General features: G+C 65.1%; 15 protein-coding genes. 9 read left to right on the top strand and 6 right to left on the bottom strand.

Going from position 1 to position 16,908, the window contains the following annotated elements; genetic code table 11:
* Positions 1-107: 107 nt before the first annotated feature.
* From IB278_RS17430 to IB278_RS17440, 3 genes are read right to left on the bottom strand one after another with little or no spacing between them, the layout of a single operon-like run.
* Positions 108-995, bottom strand: coding sequence for a DUF3106 domain-containing protein (locus IB278_RS17430; protein WP_145743643.1), 888 nt, complete (start codon positions 993-995; stop codon positions 108-110).
* A 20-nt stretch (positions 996-1,015) separates the two neighbouring features.
* Positions 1,016-1,438, bottom strand: coding sequence for a DUF3619 family protein (locus IB278_RS17435; protein WP_192324523.1), 423 nt, complete (start codon positions 1,436-1,438; stop codon positions 1,016-1,018).
* Positions 1,435-2,001, bottom strand: coding sequence for an RNA polymerase sigma factor (locus IB278_RS17440; protein ID WP_012747477.1), 567 nt, complete (start codon positions 1,999-2,001; stop codon positions 1,435-1,437). Before IB278_RS17440 ends, IB278_RS17435 begins: the two co-directional genes overlap by 4 nt.
* A gap of 285 nt (positions 2,002-2,286) precedes the next feature.
* Between IB278_RS17440 and IB278_RS17445 the strand changes: the two genes are divergently transcribed.
* The 8 genes from IB278_RS17445 (at position 2,287) to IB278_RS17480 (ending at position 11,879) form a co-directional block, all read left to right on the top strand.
* Complete coding sequence (locus IB278_RS17445) at positions 2,287-4,071, top strand: acetolactate synthase 3 catalytic subunit (RefSeq protein ID WP_145743647.1); 1,785 nt, start codon at positions 2,287-2,289, stop codon at positions 4,069-4,071.
* 128 nt (positions 4,072-4,199) lie between these two features.
* Positions 4,200-4,691 (top strand): acetolactate synthase small subunit, encoded by a 492-nt coding sequence (gene ilvN / locus IB278_RS17450; protein WP_012747479.1) that lies wholly within the window; start codon positions 4,200-4,202, stop codon positions 4,689-4,691.
* Positions 4,692-4,749: 58 nt separating this feature from the next.
* Entirely contained in the window at positions 4,750-5,022 is a 273-nt protein-coding gene (locus IB278_RS17455) for a DUF4282 domain-containing protein (protein ID WP_145743648.1), read from the top strand.
* A 53-nt stretch (positions 5,023-5,075) separates the two neighbouring features.
* Complete coding sequence (gene ilvC / locus IB278_RS17460) at positions 5,076-6,092, top strand: ketol-acid reductoisomerase (RefSeq protein ID WP_093019123.1); 1,017 nt, start codon at positions 5,076-5,078, stop codon at positions 6,090-6,092.
* Between the two features lie 184 nt (positions 6,093-6,276).
* A complete protein-coding gene (pssA, locus tag IB278_RS17465; protein WP_021007106.1) occupies positions 6,277-7,101 on the top strand; it encodes a CDP-diacylglycerol--serine O-phosphatidyltransferase in 825 nt (274 codons plus the stop codon).
* Between the two features lie 184 nt (positions 7,102-7,285).
* The gene (gene leuA / locus IB278_RS17470; RefSeq protein ID WP_192324525.1) at positions 7,286-8,989 is read left to right on the top strand and encodes a 2-isopropylmalate synthase; all 1,704 of its coding nucleotides are present in this window, start codon (positions 7,286-7,288) and stop codon (positions 8,987-8,989) included.
* Positions 8,990-9,040: 51 nt separating this feature from the next.
* Positions 9,041-10,579: a 2-isopropylmalate synthase gene (locus IB278_RS17475; protein ID WP_145743652.1), complete on the top strand. Its 1,539-nt coding sequence runs from the start codon at positions 9,041-9,043 to the stop codon at positions 10,577-10,579.
* A 115-nt stretch (positions 10,580-10,694) separates the two neighbouring features.
* Entirely contained in the window at positions 10,695-11,879 is a 1,185-nt protein-coding gene (locus IB278_RS17480) for a serine hydrolase (protein WP_192324527.1), read from the top strand.
* A 70-nt stretch (positions 11,880-11,949) separates the two neighbouring features.
* On the opposite strand, the gene IB278_RS17485 is transcribed toward IB278_RS17480, so the two are convergent.
* Genes IB278_RS17485 through aat form a run of 3 tightly spaced genes read right to left on the bottom strand, consistent with a single transcriptional unit; the run spans position 11,950 to position 14,327 of the window.
* Complete coding sequence (locus IB278_RS17485; RefSeq protein WP_145743656.1) at positions 11,950-12,795, bottom strand: IclR family transcriptional regulator; 846 nt, start codon at positions 12,793-12,795, stop codon at positions 11,950-11,952.
* Between the two features lie 30 nt (positions 12,796-12,825).
* Positions 12,826-13,575, bottom strand: a complete 750-nt coding sequence (locus IB278_RS17490; RefSeq protein WP_192324529.1) for an arginyltransferase — start codon at positions 13,573-13,575, stop codon at positions 12,826-12,828.
* Positions 13,572-14,327, bottom strand: a complete 756-nt coding sequence (gene aat / locus IB278_RS17495; protein ID WP_145743660.1) for a leucyl/phenylalanyl-tRNA--protein transferase — start codon at positions 14,325-14,327, stop codon at positions 13,572-13,574. The genes IB278_RS17490 and aat overlap by 4 nt, the downstream gene beginning before the upstream one ends.
* A gap of 234 nt (positions 14,328-14,561) precedes the next feature.
* On the opposite strand from aat, the gene IB278_RS17500 reads away from it, so the two are divergent.
* Positions 14,562-16,892: a xanthine dehydrogenase family protein molybdopterin-binding subunit gene (locus tag IB278_RS17500; RefSeq protein WP_145743662.1), complete on the top strand. Its 2,331-nt coding sequence runs from the start codon at positions 14,562-14,564 to the stop codon at positions 16,890-16,892.
* Positions 16,893-16,908 lie beyond the last annotated feature (16 nt).

Genomic DNA, 16,908 nt, shown 5'->3' on the forward strand with positions numbered 1-16,908 from the left:
GCCGGGCACTATCAGAAGAGGAGCGCTGGGGGGATTGTCTGCGAGCGGAGAGGAGGGATTCGATTCCGGTATGCCGGAAGAATTTGAAGCCATCGAAGCCTTGGGAATCAGGGGGGCGTGGCCTGCTCGACGGCACGGCCCGCGGCATTGGAAGCGGATGCTGGCGGCGAAACCTGCACCGCAGCCGAAGGCATGGGCACTTGCGCTTCGGCCGGAATCGGCTGCAAGGCGGAGGTTGCGGCGGGCGCACCGGATGCGCCCGACGGGGAGGGCGTGGACACCACGGGCGGAACGCGCTCCGGCGGCGAGGCCACCATGATGGCCGCGGAAGGCGCCGCCGCCGGCGAGGCGGGCGGGGCCAGCATGATGCGCGGCGTGTGCTGCCCGGCCGGCGTCACGGCCGGCACCGTCACGAGCTTCTGGGCGGGCACGGGGCGCACCGGAATGGCAGCGCCGCGCGGCTTGGCGGGGGCGCGAGCCGCCAGTCGGCGCTTTTCGTCCTCGCTCAAGGCCTGGTACTGCTCCCACTTGGCCTTGCGTTCGTCGGCAGGGACACGCTTCACCTCGGCGAAGTTCAGGCGCGCCTGGGCCCGCTGCTGATTGCTCAGGGCCGCCCATTCGATCATTCGGCTGTGCAGGGTGCTTTGGTCATCAGCCGACATGTTCGCGTAGTTGCGTGACAGTGCCAGCCATTTGCGCTTGTGGCCCGGATTCAGGGCGTGCCAATGCGACGCGAGCGGCCGCAGCGCCTGCTGCTGCTCCGCGGTGAGTTCGCTCCAGTAGGGCTTGGTGGCCGGGGCGGTTTTCGAGGCCGAAGACGGCGACGCCGCCTGCGCGCCGCTGCCGGCGGATTTGGGCTCCGAATGCGTCTGGGCGTCGGCGAGCGTCAGGCCGAACAACGCAGCGGCAAGGACGCCCGCCCAAATGACAGCGCCCGACGTGGGCGGGCGCAGCGGGCGAGGCGTATCGGTGCGGGAAACGGGAGGGCGTCGCATTCGTTCAACAGAAAGATGGCTCAGTCGGAAGCGCCATCAGCCTTGAGAAACTGGGCAAAACCAGGGTCGGTGTAGGCGGCCGGGGGAAGATCGTCCGTCAGCAGGGCGGAATCGACTTCGGCCAGTTCGCTGGCGCGGTCCTCGTCCTGCATCACGCTGATGGTGATCAGCCCTGCAACCAGCGCAATCAGGGGCACCACCGAACCGATGCGGGTCCACCAGCCACCGCCCATCGTTGCCACATGCCCGGACTGCATGACCACCGAAGCCGACCGCAACTGGGGCGCCTGCTTGCGCATGGCGACGGCTTGCGCGCGCGCCACCCGCAGCCGCTCGCCGATGTCGTGCGGCAGCTCCTGGCTGCCGTCGGACAGCCGCGCAGCGACGCGCTGGCCGAATTGATCCTCGGCAGCAAAAGAAGAGGTTGGAACCTTAGTGTTCATAGCGAAATTCCCTTGGCTTTGAGCGCCTTGCTCAGGGCGTGCACGGCCCGCGAACAATGGGTTTTGACGCTGCCTTCGGAGCAGCCCATTGCAGCGGCCGTCTCCGCCACATCCATTTCTTCCCAGTAACGCATCAGGAAAGCCTCGCGTTGACGACCAGGCAAAGCCGCGATCTGTTCTTCGATCTCATGGAAGATCTGGGCGCGGCGGGTCGTGTCCTCGGCACTCTCCGTTTCTCTGGAGTCGGTTGGCGAGACGAAGTTCTCCAGCAGATCGAAATCGCCGTCGTCGCCGGCAGATTCGAAGTCACCAAGGTTGGAGAACAGGGCGCGGCGGGTCTTCTGCCGGCGGAACCAGTCGAGCGTGCAATTCGAAAGAATGCGCTGGAACAGCATCGGCAGCTCTTCCGGCGGCTTGTCGCCGTAGTGCTGCGCCAGCTTCATCATGCTGTCCTGCACGATGTCGAGCGCCGCCTCCTCGTCCCGCACGTGGTAGACCGAGCGCTTGAAAGCGCGCCGTTCGACGCTCTTCAGAAAGTCGGAAAGTTCTTGTTCAGTGGCCAAGCGAGAGGGGGCGCCGCGGACGCCGCATGGGAAATGGGGATGTCGGGAAGCGCTTGTGTTTTTCTGCCGCGGATTATGCCCCCGTGCCTTTTCACGGGGATTTTTGCGCGGCGGCGGGCCCATCAATGTCATAATCCGCGCTGCAAGTCAAAAGGCAAACGGGTCAAGGTCCGGCGGAACATCAGTCCGCCCATGGCTTTGGCCTCAAGTCCTGGCGCGGCCCCACAAGGGCTGGCAAGGGGCACCCAAGGTTTTTCGTTCCCGAAAAAACTCCAAAGGTTGATCATGGAAATCTCGAAGGCGGAACTCGCTTCCGCGGCCGCCGCGTCCTCTGGCGCCGGCAACCCAACGCAAGAACTCATGGGCGCTGAAGTGCTGGTCAAGGCACTGCAGGCCGAAGGCGTCCAATACATCTGGGGCTACCCCGGCGGCGCGGTTCTGTACATCTACGACGCGTTCTACAAGCAGGACACCATCCAGCACGTGCTGGTACGCCACGAGCAGGCAGCCGTCCACGCGGCCGACGGCTATGCGCGCGCCACCGGCGAGGTCGGCGTGGCGCTGGTTACCTCGGGCCCTGGCCTCACCAATGCCGTCACCGGCATCGCCACGGCGTACATGGACTCGATCCCGATGGTGATCATCTCGGGCCAGGTACCCACCGCCGCCATCGGCCTGGATGCCTTCCAGGAATGCGACACCGTGGGCATCACCCGCCCCATCGTGAAGCACAACTTCCTCGTCAAGGACCCGAAGGATCTGGCCATGACGATGAAAAAGGCCTTCCACATCGCACGCAGCGGCCGGCCCGGCCCGGTGGTGGTGGACGTGCCCAAGGACGTTTCCTTCAAGAAGGTGGCCTACGCCGGCTATCCCGACAAGGTCGAGATGCGCTCGTACAACCCGGTGCGCAAGGGCCACGGCGGCCAGATCCGCAAGGCGCTGCAACTGCTGCTGAACGCCAAGCGCCCCTACATCTATACGGGCGGCGGCGTGCTGCTGGGCAACGCCTGCAACGAATTGCGCACGCTGGTCGACATGCTCGGCTACCCGGTCACCAATACGCTGATGGGCCTGGGCGCCTACCCGGCGAGTGACCGCAAGTTCCTGGGCATGCTGGGCATGCACGGCACCATCGAAGCCAACAACGCGATGCAGAACTGCGACGTGCTGCTGGCCGTGGGCGCGCGCTTCGACGACCGCGTGATCGGCAACCCCAAGCACTTCGCGACGAACGAACGCAAGATCATCCACGTCGACATCGATCCGTCGAGCATCTCCAAGCGCGTGAAGGTCGACATCCCGATCGTCGGCGACGTGAAGGACGTGCTCACCGAGCTGATCTCGATGATCCGCGAGAGCACCACCAAGCCCGACGCCGGCGCATTGGCCGACTGGTGGAAGACCATCGAGGCCTGGCGCTCGCGCGACTGCCTCAAGTACGACCGCGGCAACAAGGACGTGATCAAGCCGCAGTACGTGGTCGAAACCCTCTGGAACATGACCAAGGACGCCGACGCGTACATCACGTCGGACGTGGGCCAGCACCAGATGTGGGCCGCGCAGTACTACCGCTTCGACGAGCCGCGCCGCTGGATCAATTCGGGCGGCCTGGGCACCATGGGCGTGGGCATTCCGTATGCCATGGGCATCAAGCTCGCGAAGCCCGATTCGGAAGTGTTCACCATCACCGGCGAAGGCTCGGTGCAGATGTGCATCCAGGAACTCTCCACCTGCCTGCAGTACAACACGCCGATCAAGATCTGCTCGCTCAACAACCGCTACCTGGGCATGGTGCGCCAGTGGCAGGAGATCGAATACTCCGGCCGCTACAGCCACAGCTACATGGATGCGCTGCCCAACTTCGTGAAGCTGGCCGAGGCCTACGGGCACGTCGGCATGCTGATCGAGCGCCCGCAGGACGTGGAGCCGGCGCTGCGCGAAGCACGCAAGCTCAAGGACCGCACGGTGTTCATGGATTTCCGCACCGACCCCACCGAGAACGTGTTCCCGATGGTCAAGGCCGGCATGGGCATCACCGAAATGCTGCTGGGTTCCGAAGATCTCTGATCCGCGGAACATTCGCTCAACTCTTTACTGACGAATCTATTGCCCGCCGAGCCCGCGCATTACCGTGCGCGGGGGAGGGCGGCGAAAGCGAAAGCTTCCGCGCAGGCGAAAAGAGGAGTCACGCAAACATGAAACACATCATCGCAGTGCTGCTGGAAAACGAGCCGGGTGCTCTTTCCCGCGTGGTGGGCCTGTTCTCGGCCCGCGGCTACAACATCGAATCGCTGACCGTCGCACCGACCGAGGACGCGAGCCTCTCGCGCATGACGATCGTCACGGCCGGCTCGGACGACGTGATCGAGCAGATCACCAAGCATCTGAACCGGCTGATCGAAGTGGTGAAGGTCGTCGACCTGACCGAAGGCGCGTACACGGAGCGCGAACTCATGATGGTGAAGGTGCGCGCAGTCGGCAAGGAGCGCGAGGAAATGATGCGCATGGCCGAGATCTTCCGCGGCCGCATCATCGACGTCACGGACAAGAGCTACACCATCGAACTCACCGGCGACCACGGCAAGAACGACGCTTTCCTGGAAGCGATCGACCGTAGCGCTATCCTCGAGACTGTCCGCACCGGTGCCAGCGGCATCGGGCGCGGCGAGCGCATCCTGCGCGTGTAGGGGGGGGTGAAGATCCCCTCAGTTCCACTGTTCTAAACCAATGCACGAGGAGAAGGTAATGCAAGACTTGCTGGGCTTCGAGAAGATGGTCACCCCGATCGTCATCCGGATACTGTATTTCCTGGGGTTGCTGGTGGTATTGATTTCCGGCGTGGGCGCGCTCTTCAGCGGCGGCTTCAGAGGCATTCTTTCCGGCTTCGCCATCTTGATTTTTGGCGCGATCATGGTTCGCGTCTACAGCGAATTGCTGATCCTGCTGTTCCGCATTCACGACAACCTCGTGTCCATCAACCAGCAAATGAAGGACCGGAATCCCTCCGGCCAACTGTGAGTGAACGCACCTCCGCGCAGGGGGTGCCAGAGATTAAATAGGAAAGACGCATCATGAAGGTTTACTACGACAAGGACGCCGACCTCAGCCTCATCAAGGGCAAGACGGTCGCAATCATCGGTTACGGCTCGCAAGGCCATGCGCATGCGCAGAACCTGAACGACAGCGGCGTCAAGGTCGTGGTCGGCCTGCGCAAGGGCGGCGCTTCGTGGCCCAAGGTCGAGAAGGCCGGCCTCAAGGTCGCCGAAGTGGCCGACGCCGTGAAGGCCGCCGACGTGGTCATGATCCTGCTGCCCGACGAGCAGATCGCCAACGTCTACAAGAACGACGTCGCACCGAACATCAAGGAAGGCGCTTCGCTGGTCTTCGCGCACGGCTTCAATGTGCACTACGGCTTCGTTCAGCCGCGCGCCGACCTCGACGTGTGGATGGTCGCTCCCAAGGCCCCCGGCCACACGGTGCGCAGCACCTACACCCAAGGCGGCGGCGTGCCCCACCTCGTGGCCGTGCACCAGGACAAGACCGGCAAGGCGCGTGACCTCGCGCTGAGCTACGCCACCGCCAACGGCGGCGGCAAGGCCGGCATCATCGAGACCAACTTCCGCGAAGAAACCGAGACCGACCTGTTCGGCGAACAAGCGGTTCTGTGCGGCGGCACGGTCGAGCTGATCAAGGCCGGTTTCGAGACGCTGGTGGAAGCCGGCTATGCGCCCGAAATGGCGTACTTCGAATGCCTGCACGAGCTCAAGCTGATCGTCGACCTGATCTATGAAGGCGGCATCGCCAACATGAACTACTCGATCTCGAACAACGCCGAGTACGGCGAGTACGTCACCGGCCCACGCATCGTGACCGAAGAGACCAAGAAGGTCATGAAGCAAGTGCTCAAGGACATCCAGACCGGCGAATACGCCAAGAGCTTCGTGCTGGAAAACGCTGCCGGCGCCCCCACGCTGATCAGCCGCCGCCGCCTGAACTCCGAGCACCAGATCGAAGTCGTCGGCGAGAAGCTGCGCGCGATGATGCCGTGGATCAAGAAGAACAAGCTGGTCGACCAGACCCGCAACTGATCCGCCAATGAAGCGGGTGCCGCGGCACCCGTTTTCCGAGGGCCACCCGACGGGGTGGCCTTTTTTCATGAGGGGGCGAACCATCCCCCTGAACTACACTGCGAACCCATGCGATTTACAGATCAAGAAGCTATCGGATGGATGGCTGTTCGCGCAGTGCCCACGAGGGACGGAGGCAAATTCAATGCATGACGACACGGTTCCCGACGAAGTGCCGCCGCGCAAGCGCCGCAAGGGCATCTACATACTGCCGAACCTGTTCACGCTCGCCGCGCTGTTCGGCGGTTTCTATTCGGTCGTGATGGCGATGAATGCGCGCTTCGATCTTGCGGCGCTCGGCGTCTTCGCTGCAATGATCCTCGACAGCCTGGACGGCCGGGTGGCCCGCATGACCAACACGCAGAGCGCGTTCGGCGAGCAGATGGATTCGCTGTCCGACATGGTGTCGTTCGGCGCCGCTCCTGCGCTCATCGCCTACGAATGGTCGCTCAAGGGCCTGGGCCGATGGGGCTGGATTGCGGCCTTCGTCTACTGCGCCTGCGCGGCGCTGCGGCTGGCGCGCTTCAACGTCAATACCGGCGTGGTCGACAAGCGCTGGTTCCAGGGGCTGCCGTCGCCGGCCGCGGCCGCATTGGTGGCCGGCTTCATCTGGCTCATGACCGAGTGGGGCAAGCGCGGCGGCGAGGTGCTGTATCTCTCCTGGACGCAGATCACGTGGATCACCTTCGCGTTCACGCTTTATGCCGGGCTTTCGATGGTCACCAATGCGCCGTTCTACAGCTTCAAGGACGTCCAGATGAAGAAGAGCGTGCCTTTCGTGGTGATCGTGCTCATCGCGCTCGGCATCGCGGTCATCAATATCCATCCGCCCACGGTGCTCTTCGGCCTGTTCGTGGCCTATGGCCTGAGCGGCTATGTGGTCTACGCCTGGCGCAAGGCCAAGGGGCAGCAGGCGAGCGTGATCAGCACTTCGACCGAAGAGCCCGACGAGCGGGGCTTGCATAACTGAAGCCGGCTTGTGCTACATTCACAACCCTCATGACCAAGATTTCGCTGCTGGCCCTACTAGCCCTCCCTCACGGGCGGAGACGGTAGCGCACGCGCAAATCCCTCACCACGGCCCGTTCGCACCAGCAACGGGCCGTTTGTCTTTGGGGTTGCTGGTTGATTCCAACCATCACAGAGAAATCGACATGCTGAAGCAACCCCAAGCCAAATACCGCGCATTCGCCCCGATCGGCCTCAAGGACCGCACCTGGCCCGATGCCGTGCTGACCAAGGCCCCGATCTGGCTGTCGACCGACCTGCGCGATGGCAATCAGGCGCTGGTCGAGCCGATGGACATCGCCCGCAAGATGCGGATGTTCGAGACGCTCGTGGCCATCGGCTTCAAGGAAATCGAGGTCGGCTTTCCCTCCGCCTCGCAGATCGAATTCGATTTCGTGCGCAAGCTGATCGAGGAAGACCGCATTCCCGACGACGTGACGATCCAGGTGCTGACGCAGGCGCGCGACCACCTCATTGCGCGCACCTTCGAATCGCTGCAGGGCGCGCCGCGCGCCATCGTCCACCTCTACAACGCCGTGGCGCCGGTGATGCGCCGCGTGGTGCTCGGCATGGATGAAGACCAGATCGTCGAACTCGCGAGCAGCCATGCGCGCATGTTCAACGAATTCGCCGCCAAGCAGCCGGGCACGCAGTGGACCTTCCAGTATTCGCCCGAAATGTTCTCGGGCACGGATGTCGTGTTCTCCAAGCGCGTGGTCGACGCGGTGACGGAAGTCTGGGCGCCGACGCCGCAGCGCAAGTGCATCGTCAACCTGCCCACCACGGTCGAGCATTCCACGCCGAACATCTTTGCCGACATGATCGAGTGGATGCACCGCAACCTCGCGCGCCGCGATTCGATCGTGCTGTGCGTGCACCCGCACAACGACCGCGGCACCGGCACGGCGGCCGGCGAACTGGCGCTGATGGCAGGCGCCGAGCGCATCGAGGGCTGCCTGTTCGGCAACGGCGAGCGCACCGGCAATCTCGACCTCGTGAACGTCGCGCTCAACCTCTACACCCAGGGCGTTTCGCCCGAACTCGACTTCTCGAACATCGACGAGATCCGCGCGACGGTCGAGCACTGCAACCAGATCCCGGTGCATCCGCGCCACCCGTATGTGGGCGACCTCGTCTACACCTCGTTCTCCGGCTCGCACCAGGACGCGATCAAGAAGGCCTTCGCGGCACGCAAGGACGGCGATATCTGGGACATGCCCTACCTGCCCATTGACCCGAAGGACGTGGGCCGCAGCTACGAGGCCGTGATCCGCGTCAACAGTCAGTCGGGCAAGGGCGGCATGGCCTACCTGCTCGAGAGCGAGTACGGTCTCGAGATGCCGCGCCGCCTGCAGATGGAGTTCATGCAGACCGTGCAGCGCGTGATGGACGTGGCCGGCAAGGAACTCACCGCCGCCGACCTCTGGGAACTGTTCGTGCGCGAATACGGCCTTGAGGCCGCGCATTCGCTGCAGCACCGCGTGATCGAGGAAGAAGGCGAGGGCGCCATCGCCTCGGTGGTGCTGCGCGGCGACCTGCCCTGGGACGGCGAGATCCGCTCCATCGAAGGCCGCGGCAACGGGCCGATCGACGCCTTCACGCAGGCGCTGAGCAAGGCCACCGGCCATTCCGTGCGCGTGATGGACTACCACCAGCACGCCATCGGCGCGGGCGCCGATGCCAAGTCGGTGGCGTACCTCGAACTGCGCGTGGACGAGGCCCAGACGCTGTTCGGCGTGGGCATCGACGCGAACGTGATCTCCGCTTCGCTGAAGGCCATCGTCTCGGGCGTGCAGCGCGCGCGGACCCGCGGCGCGCACAGCGCACAATCGGTGGCTGAGCTCGCCTGACGCCGTCCCCCGCCGTACGCGCAAGGTGTAAATGAACCAAGGAGATCCACGATGACCGACCAACTCATTATTTTCGACACCACCTTGCGCGACGGCGAGCAGTCGCCGGGCGCTTCGATGACGCGCGACGAGAAGATGCGCATCGCCAAGCAGCTCGAACGGCTCAAGGTCGACGTCATCGAAGCCGGCTTTCCAGCCAGTTCGAACGGCGACTTCGAGGCCGTCAAGGCCATTGCCAACGCCATCAAGGACTCGACGGTGTGCGGCCTGTCGCGCGCCAACGACCGCGACATCGCGCGCGCGGCCGAGGCGCTCAAGGGCGCGGCGCGCGGGCGCATCCACACCTTCATCGCGACCTCGCCGCTGCACATGGAAAAGAAGCTGCGCATGTCGCCCGACGAAGTGCACGAGCAGGCGAAGCTGGCCGTGCGCTTTGCGCGCAACCTCGTGTCCGACGTGGAGTTCAGCCCCGAGGACGGCTACCGCAGCGATCCCGACTTTCTCTGCCGCGTGCTGGAGACCGTGATCAACGAGGGCGCCACCACCATCAACGTGCCCGACACCGTGGGCTACGCCATTCCCGAGCTCTATGGCAACTTCATCAAGATGCTGCGCGAGCGCGTGCCCAACAGCGACAAGGCGATCTGGTCGGTGCACTGCCACAACGACCTCGGCATGGCGGTGGCCAACTCGCTGGCGGGCGTGAAGATCGGCGGTGCGCGCCAGGTGGAGTGCACGATCAACGGCCTGGGCGAGCGTGCGGGCAACTGCTCGCTCGAGGAAGTGGTGATGGCGGTCAAGACGCGCAGGGACTACTTCGGCCTCGACATCAATATCGACACACGGCACATCGTGGCCGCGAGCCGCATGGTGAGCCAGACCACCGGCTTCGTGGTGCAGCCCAACAAGGCCGTGGTGGGCGCGAACGCTTTCGCGCACGCCTCGGGCATTCACCAGGACGGCGTGCTCAAGGCCCGCGACACCTACGAGATCATGCGGGCCGAAGACGTGGGCTGGGCCGCCAACAAGATCGTGCTGGGCAAGCTCAGCGGCCGCAATGCATTCAAGCAGCGGTTGCAGGAACTGGGTGTGACCATGGCCAGCGAGGCCGACATCAACACGGCTTTCATGCACTTCAAGGAGCTGGCCGACCGCAAGTCCGAAATTTTCGACGAGGACATCCTCGCGCTGGTCAGCGCGGAAGAGCACTCGAACGTTGACGAACAGTTTGCTTTTGTCTCGCTCTCGCAGCACAGCGAAACCGGCGAACGTCCCCAGGCCAAGGTTGTCTTCACCGTTCAGGGCAAGGAAGTCACCAGTGAATCCGACGGAAATGGCCCGGTTGATGCTTCTCTCAAGGCTATCGAATCGCATGTCAAGAGTGGCGCGGAAATGGTGCTTTACTCGGTCAATGCGATAAGTGGCTCGACAGAAAGCCAAGGAGAGGTTACAATTAGGTTACAAAATGCGGGGCGGGTGGTCAACGGTGTCGGGGCAGATCCGGACATCGTGGTTGCGTCGGCAAAGGCTTATTTGAGTGCGCTCAACAAGTTACAGAGCCAAGCTGAGAAAGTGGCGGCACAAGGTTAGGTGACAGGCGGTTCTTGTTATTCGATTGAAGAACAGGTCGCAAGTAACTGATATTGCGTGCCTTTTTTGATTTGGATACACTGCGGTTCTCATTTTCGCCGCTGGAGATTTAATAATGTCTGAAACCCGCCCCCGCCGAGTTTCCAGCCAGCGGTTCTTGCCCGCAGTCAAATTCGTCGCCGTCGCGCTCTGCGCCACGGCGTTTTTGCTGTCCGGTGCACAGGCCGCCAAGAAGGAAAAAGCAACCGCGGCCAAGACCGCCGTGGCCAAGAAGGCCGCAGGACCGGTGCCGGTCGAAGTCAAGCGTTCTGCCAGGGCGCCGCGTGGCGCCAAGGTCGCCGATCGAAGCGAGAAGGTCGTCCGTGGCGGCCGCAACGTGGTGGCTTCCATTCGCCAGAAGAACGGCAAGACGGTGGTTGCCGTGCAACGCCGTTCGGTGGTCCGCGTCGAGACGCCGGCACGCCAGTCCTTCGGGCAACTGGCCGGCCTGCACGGAACCGACGACGCACTCGACCTGAAATCGAGCGTGGCGCTCGTGATCGACCAGGACACGCATGAAGTGCTGTTCAGCAAGAACGACCATGCGGTGCTTCCGATCGCGTCGCTCACCAAGCTGATGACCGGCCTCCTGATCAGCGAAGCGCATCTTCCGAACGACGAGCTGATCACCATCACCCAGGACGACGTGGACACCGAGAAGGGCAGCCGTTCGCGCCTGACGGTCGGCACCACGCTGTCGCGCGGCGAGCTCCTGCACCTGGCCCTGATGTCGAGCGAAAACCGCGCGGCGCATGCACTGGGCCGCACCTATCCCGGCGGCCTCGCCACCTTCGTGAGCATCATGAACGCCAAGGCAAAGATGCTCGGCATGAAGGACACGCGCTACGTGGAGCCCACCGGCCTGTCGAGCCGCAACCAGTCGAGCGCGCAGGACCTCGCCCTGCTCGTCAATGCCGCCTATTCCGACGCCACGGTGCGCTCGCTGTCGACCTCGCCTGAATACCAGGTCGAGGTGGGCAACCGCGTGCTGCAGTTCAACACGACCAACCGTCTCGTGAAGAGCCCGGATTGGGAAATTGGCGTGCAGAAGACGGGCTACATCTCCGAAGCCGGCCAGTGCCTCGTGATGCAGGCCAAGGTGGCGGGGCGCAAGCTGATCATGGTGTTCCTGGATTCGGCCGGCAAGTTCAGCCGCATTGCCGATGCGGAACGCGTTCGCCGCTGGGTCGAGGCCACGCACGCTTCGACGGGCTCGCCGGCTGCATCGCGCAGCACGTCGGCCTACCAGGTCGCCGGTTGATCGGCTGGCCGCCCTGAGCAGGGCGCGTTGGCAGGCAGCAGGGCCGCGGCGCGGCCCGCTGACGGGGTCGTCAGCCTGCCACGGAGCCTGAAGTGCCGCTTGTGCTGGCCGCCGCGGAACCCGTCGAGGCCGCTGCTCCAGCATCCTTGTAGCCAAGCGCCCCCGAGATTTCGTTGGCCGTGGCCTGCAGCTTGGGCAGCCATCCTTCGTCGAGCCGGTCCGCAGGTGCGGAAATCGACAATCCCGCCACCAGTTTGCCCTGGTCGTCGTAGATGCCGGCGGCCATGCAGCGCACGCCCAGTTCGAGTTCCTCGTTGTCGCGCGCAATGCCGTACTGGCGCGCCTTCGATAGCTCGCGCTCGAGTGCGGGCAACTGCGTGATGCTGTTGCGCGTGTGGCCGGCCAGGCCGGTTCGCGTGGCGTAGCTGCGCACGCGCTGCGGATCATCGGCCGCCAGGAACAGCTTGCCGGTGGAGGTCAGGTGCAGGGCAGCCCGCCCGCCGATGGCGCGCACCACCTGCATGCCCGAACGCTCGCTGTACGAGCGCTCGATGTAGACGATCTCGTCGCCCTGGCGCATGCTGAGGTTGACGGGCTGCTGGGTGAGCTTGTGCAGCTCGCGCATCGGCCCCAGGGCGGCGTCGCGCACGTTGAGCCGGCCCTTGACCAGGTTGCCAAGTTCCAGCAGCCGCATGCCGAGCCGGTAGCTGCCGGCCTCGGGCCGATCGACAAAACGGCCGACCGCCAGGTCGTTGAGGATGCGGTGGGTGGTGGAGGGGTGCAGGCCCGTCTTCTCGCTGATTTCCTTCAGCGAAATGGCCTCCTCGCGCGAGGCGAGCACGTCGATCAGCGCGAACATGCGCTCGATCACCTGGATGACTGGAACGGCAGGAACGTCGGATTGGTTTTTTCTCATGGCGCGATGCGGTGTGGACCGGGCGCCATTTTACCTTGTGAAATCAGATGGTGCTTGCCAGCGTCCGTCGATCAGCAGTTCGTGCGGCGCAAAGCGCGCCTTGTAGTTCATCTTGGCGCTGCCTTCGATCCAGTAGCCGAGATAGACGTGCGGCAGGCCGAGCTTGCGCGCCTGCTCGATCTGCCACATCACGCTGTAGGTGCCGTAGCCTGCGCTGCTGTCGGGTTCGTAGAAGGTGTAGACCGCAGAAATGCCGTCGTTCAGCACATCGAGTATCGACACCATCTTGAGCGCGCCGGCCGTGCCGTCGGGCAGTGCCTCGCGGAATTCGACGAGCCTGGAGTTGACGCGGCTCTGCAGCAGGAACTGGGTGTACTGGTCGATGCTGTCGTGGTCCATGCCGCCGCCGGCGTGGCGGCCGGTCTGGTAGCGCAGATAGAGCTTGTAGTGCTCTGGCACGAAGCACAGCTTGAGCACGCGCGCCAGCAGGTTCTGGTGCTGCTTCACGGCGCGGCGCTGGCTGCGGCTGGGGTGGAAGCTGTTGACCAGCACGCGCAGCGGTATGCAGGCGCGGCAACCGTCGCAGTAGGGCCGATAGGTGAACATGCCGCTGCGCCGGAAGCCGCTGAGCACCAGGTCGGAGTAGGCGTCGTTGTGGATCAGATGGCTGGGCGTGGCCACCTGCGAGCGGGCCTGGCGGTCCGGCAGGTAGCTGCAGGGGTAGGGCGCCGTCGCGTAGAACTGCAGCGTGTGAAGCGGAAGATCCTTGAGGTGCGTCACGTCGGTCCGGAAGGTCGCGCGGAAAGGAGTTCTGCCCAGTATACGGGCTCGAAATGCCACTGTGGCCCCTGTTGTTCCCGGGCCCTCGCGACGTGCGCGACGAAGCGGCTGCGCGATATTTCGCGGGCTCCCAGGCTGGCCAGATGGGAGGTGTTCTGCTGGCAGTCGATCATCTTCACCTGGAAGCGGCGGCACAGGCACACCAGCGCGGCCAGCGCGATCTTGGAGGCGTCCGGACGGCGCGTGAACATTGATTCGCCGAACACCGCGCGCCCCAGCCCCACGCAGTAGAGGCCGCCCGCGAGCTTGCCGTCGATCCAGGTTTCCACGCTGTGCGCGTGGCCGGCCCGGTGCATCGCCATGTAGGCCTGCACCATGTCCGGCACGATCCAGGTGCCCGATTGGCCGGTGCGCGGCGATTGCGAGCAGGCCGCGATGACCGAGGCGAAGTCATGGTCGATCCGCACCTCGCAGCCGGCGGTCTGCGTGAAGCGGGCCAGGGTCTTGCGCAGCGACCTGTGGAGCCTGAATTCGGCCACCTGCAGCACCATGCGGGGGTCGGGGCTCCACCAGAGAATCGGCTGGTCTTCGCTGAACCAGGGGAACACGCAGCGGCCGTAGGCGTGCACCAGGGTGTCGACGTCGAGCGCGCCGCCGGCGGCGAGCAGGCCGGGTACGGGGTCGTGCTCGCCCCAGGCGGAGGCGGGGTCGGGCAGTGCGTCGCCGGGTTCGAGCCAGGGCAGTTGTTGCATGGCCGTAGGTATACACGGCTTCGCCCGCGCTTCGGCCGAGGCCGGAAAAATGCCCGTCCTGCAGCGGGAAGGCAAACAGCGGGAAGGCAAACGATTGCAGCCCGCGCGCCACAGGCGCCGCCCGTGAAGCGCACAAGACTATCCGAAGCCCATATAGTGCTGCTTCCCATTCGCACTCCATGCGGACCCGCCGGGCCAGCGTTGCCCGGTACCGGCCTGCCCAAGAGGACCACGTTGACCACTGATTCCATCCCCACCCGTTTCGGCAGCGGCCAGGCAGTGCGCCGCCTCGAGGACGAGAGCCTGCTGTCCGGCGCAGGCCGCTACACCGACGACGTTGCGCTCCCCGGCCAGACGCATCTCGTCTTTCTTCGGTCGCCCTATCCGCATGCGCGCATCGTGTCGATCGACACGGCCGCCGCCGCCGCCATGCCCGGCGTGCTGCGCGTGATCACCGGCGCCGAGCTGGCCGAGGCCGGCGTCAAGCCGATGCCGGGCGCCGTGGGCTTCAAGCGGGCCGACGGCAGCGACTGCGCCAGCCCCCCGCGCCTGGCCCTGGCGCATGGCAGAGCCCGCTTCGTGGGCGAGGCCGTGGCCGCGGTGGTGGCCGAAACCGTCCAGCAGGCACGCGATGCCGCCGAGGCGGTGGTGGTCGACTACGAGGCGCTTCCCATGGTGGTCGACCTCGCAAGCGCCACCGCCGACAGTGCGCCGCTGCTGTGCGATGAAGCCACCGGCAACGTCGCTGCCGAAATGCGCCATGGCAGCAGCGACGCCGCAACAGCCGCCTTTGCCAAGGCGAAGCACGTGGTCGCGCTCGACGTGGTCAACCAGCGCGTGGTGGCGCTGACCATCGAGCCGCGCTCGGTGCTCGCGGCGCCCGACGCCGAATCCGGCCGCCTGACCATCCGCATGAGCACCCAGATGCCTTCGGGCGTGCGCGATTCGATCTGCGCCGCCATCGGGCTCGCGAAGGAAAAGGTGCGCGTGGTGGTGGGCGACGTGGGCGGCGGCTTCGGCATGAAGACCGGCGCCTATCCCGAAGACATCGCCGTGGCCTTTGCCGCGCTGCAGGTCAAGCGCCCCGTGAAGTGGGTGGCCGACCGCAGCGAGGAGTTTCTTTCGAGCGCGCACGGCCGCGACATCGAAGCCAAGGCCGAACTCGCACTCGACGCCGACGGAAAGATCCTTGCGCTGCGCATCAAGACACTGGCCAACGTCGGCGCCTATGCCACCGGCACCGGCGTGGCGATCCAGCTCCTGATCGGCCCCTGGGTGCAGACCAGCGTCTACGACATCCAGACCATCGACTTCCATTTCAAGGCGGTGCTCACCAACACCGCGCCCACCGGCGCCTACCGTGGCGCGGGCCGTCCCGAGGCGATCTTCACCATCGAGCGATTGATGGACGAGGCCGCCCGCCAGACTGGCATCGACCGCGTCGCGCTGCGCCGCCGCAACTTCATCCGCCCCGAGCAGATGCCCTACAGGAACCCGATGGCGCAGACCTACGACACCGGCAAGTTCGAGTCGGTGATGGACCAGGCACTGGCGCTGGCGGACTGGCAGGGCTTCGAGGCCCGCGCCGCCGAGTCGGCGAAGAACGGCAAGCATCGCGGGCTGGGCATTGCCACCTTTCTCGAATGGACCGGTGGCAACGTGTTCGAGGAGCGTGTCACGGTCTCGGTGCAGGCCGATGGCGTGATCGAGGTGTTCTCCGCAGTCAATGCCATGGGGCAGGGCATTGCCACCTCGCTCGCGCAGCTGGCAGTCGATGCCTTCGGCGTGCCGATCGAGAAGGTGCGCGTGGTGCTCGGCGACACCGACCGCGGCGACGGCTTCGGCAGCGCCGGTTCGCGCTCCCTGTTCACCGGCGGCTCGGCGGTTCGCATCGGCGCCGAGCGCACCATCGACAAGGCGCGCACGCTCGCGGCCCAGGAGTTCGAAGCCGCCATCGACGACATCACCTACACCCGCGGCGTCTTCACCGTGGCCGGCACCGACCTGGAACTCGACCTGTTCGCGCTGGCGGGCAAGCAGCCCGGGCGCGAGATCTTCGTCGACTCGACCAGCACCGTGGCCGGGCCGACCTGGCCCAACGGCTGCCACGTCTGCGAGATCGAAATCGATCCGCCCACAGGCGAGATCAGCGTGGTGGCCTACAGCTCGGTCAACGACGTGGGCCGCGTGATCAACCCGATGATCGTTCGCGGCCAGCTCGAAGGCGGTGCAGTGCAGGGCATCGGCCAGGCGCTTTACGAGCAGGTGGTGTACGACAACGAAACCGGCCAGCCGCTCACCGGCAGCCTCATGGACTACGCCGCGCCGCGCGCGGACATCGTCCAGGCCATGTTCCACATGGAAATGGACGAGTCGACACCGTGCGCCAACAATCCGCTGGGCGTGAAGGGCGTGGGCGAGCTGGGCACCATTGGCGCCACGCCGGCCATCGTGAACGCGGTGGCCGATGCCTTCGCGCGCAACGGCCTTGCGGCCAGCGCTCCGCACCTGCACATGCCGCTGAGCCCGGCGCGCGTGTGGCAGGCCATGCACACCGTCGACTGAGCACCTTCAAGCCGGG

Source organism: Variovorax sp. VRV01 (assembly GCF_014852545.1).
Classification (GTDB): domain Bacteria; phylum Pseudomonadota; class Gammaproteobacteria; order Burkholderiales; family Burkholderiaceae_C; genus Variovorax; species Variovorax beijingensis_A.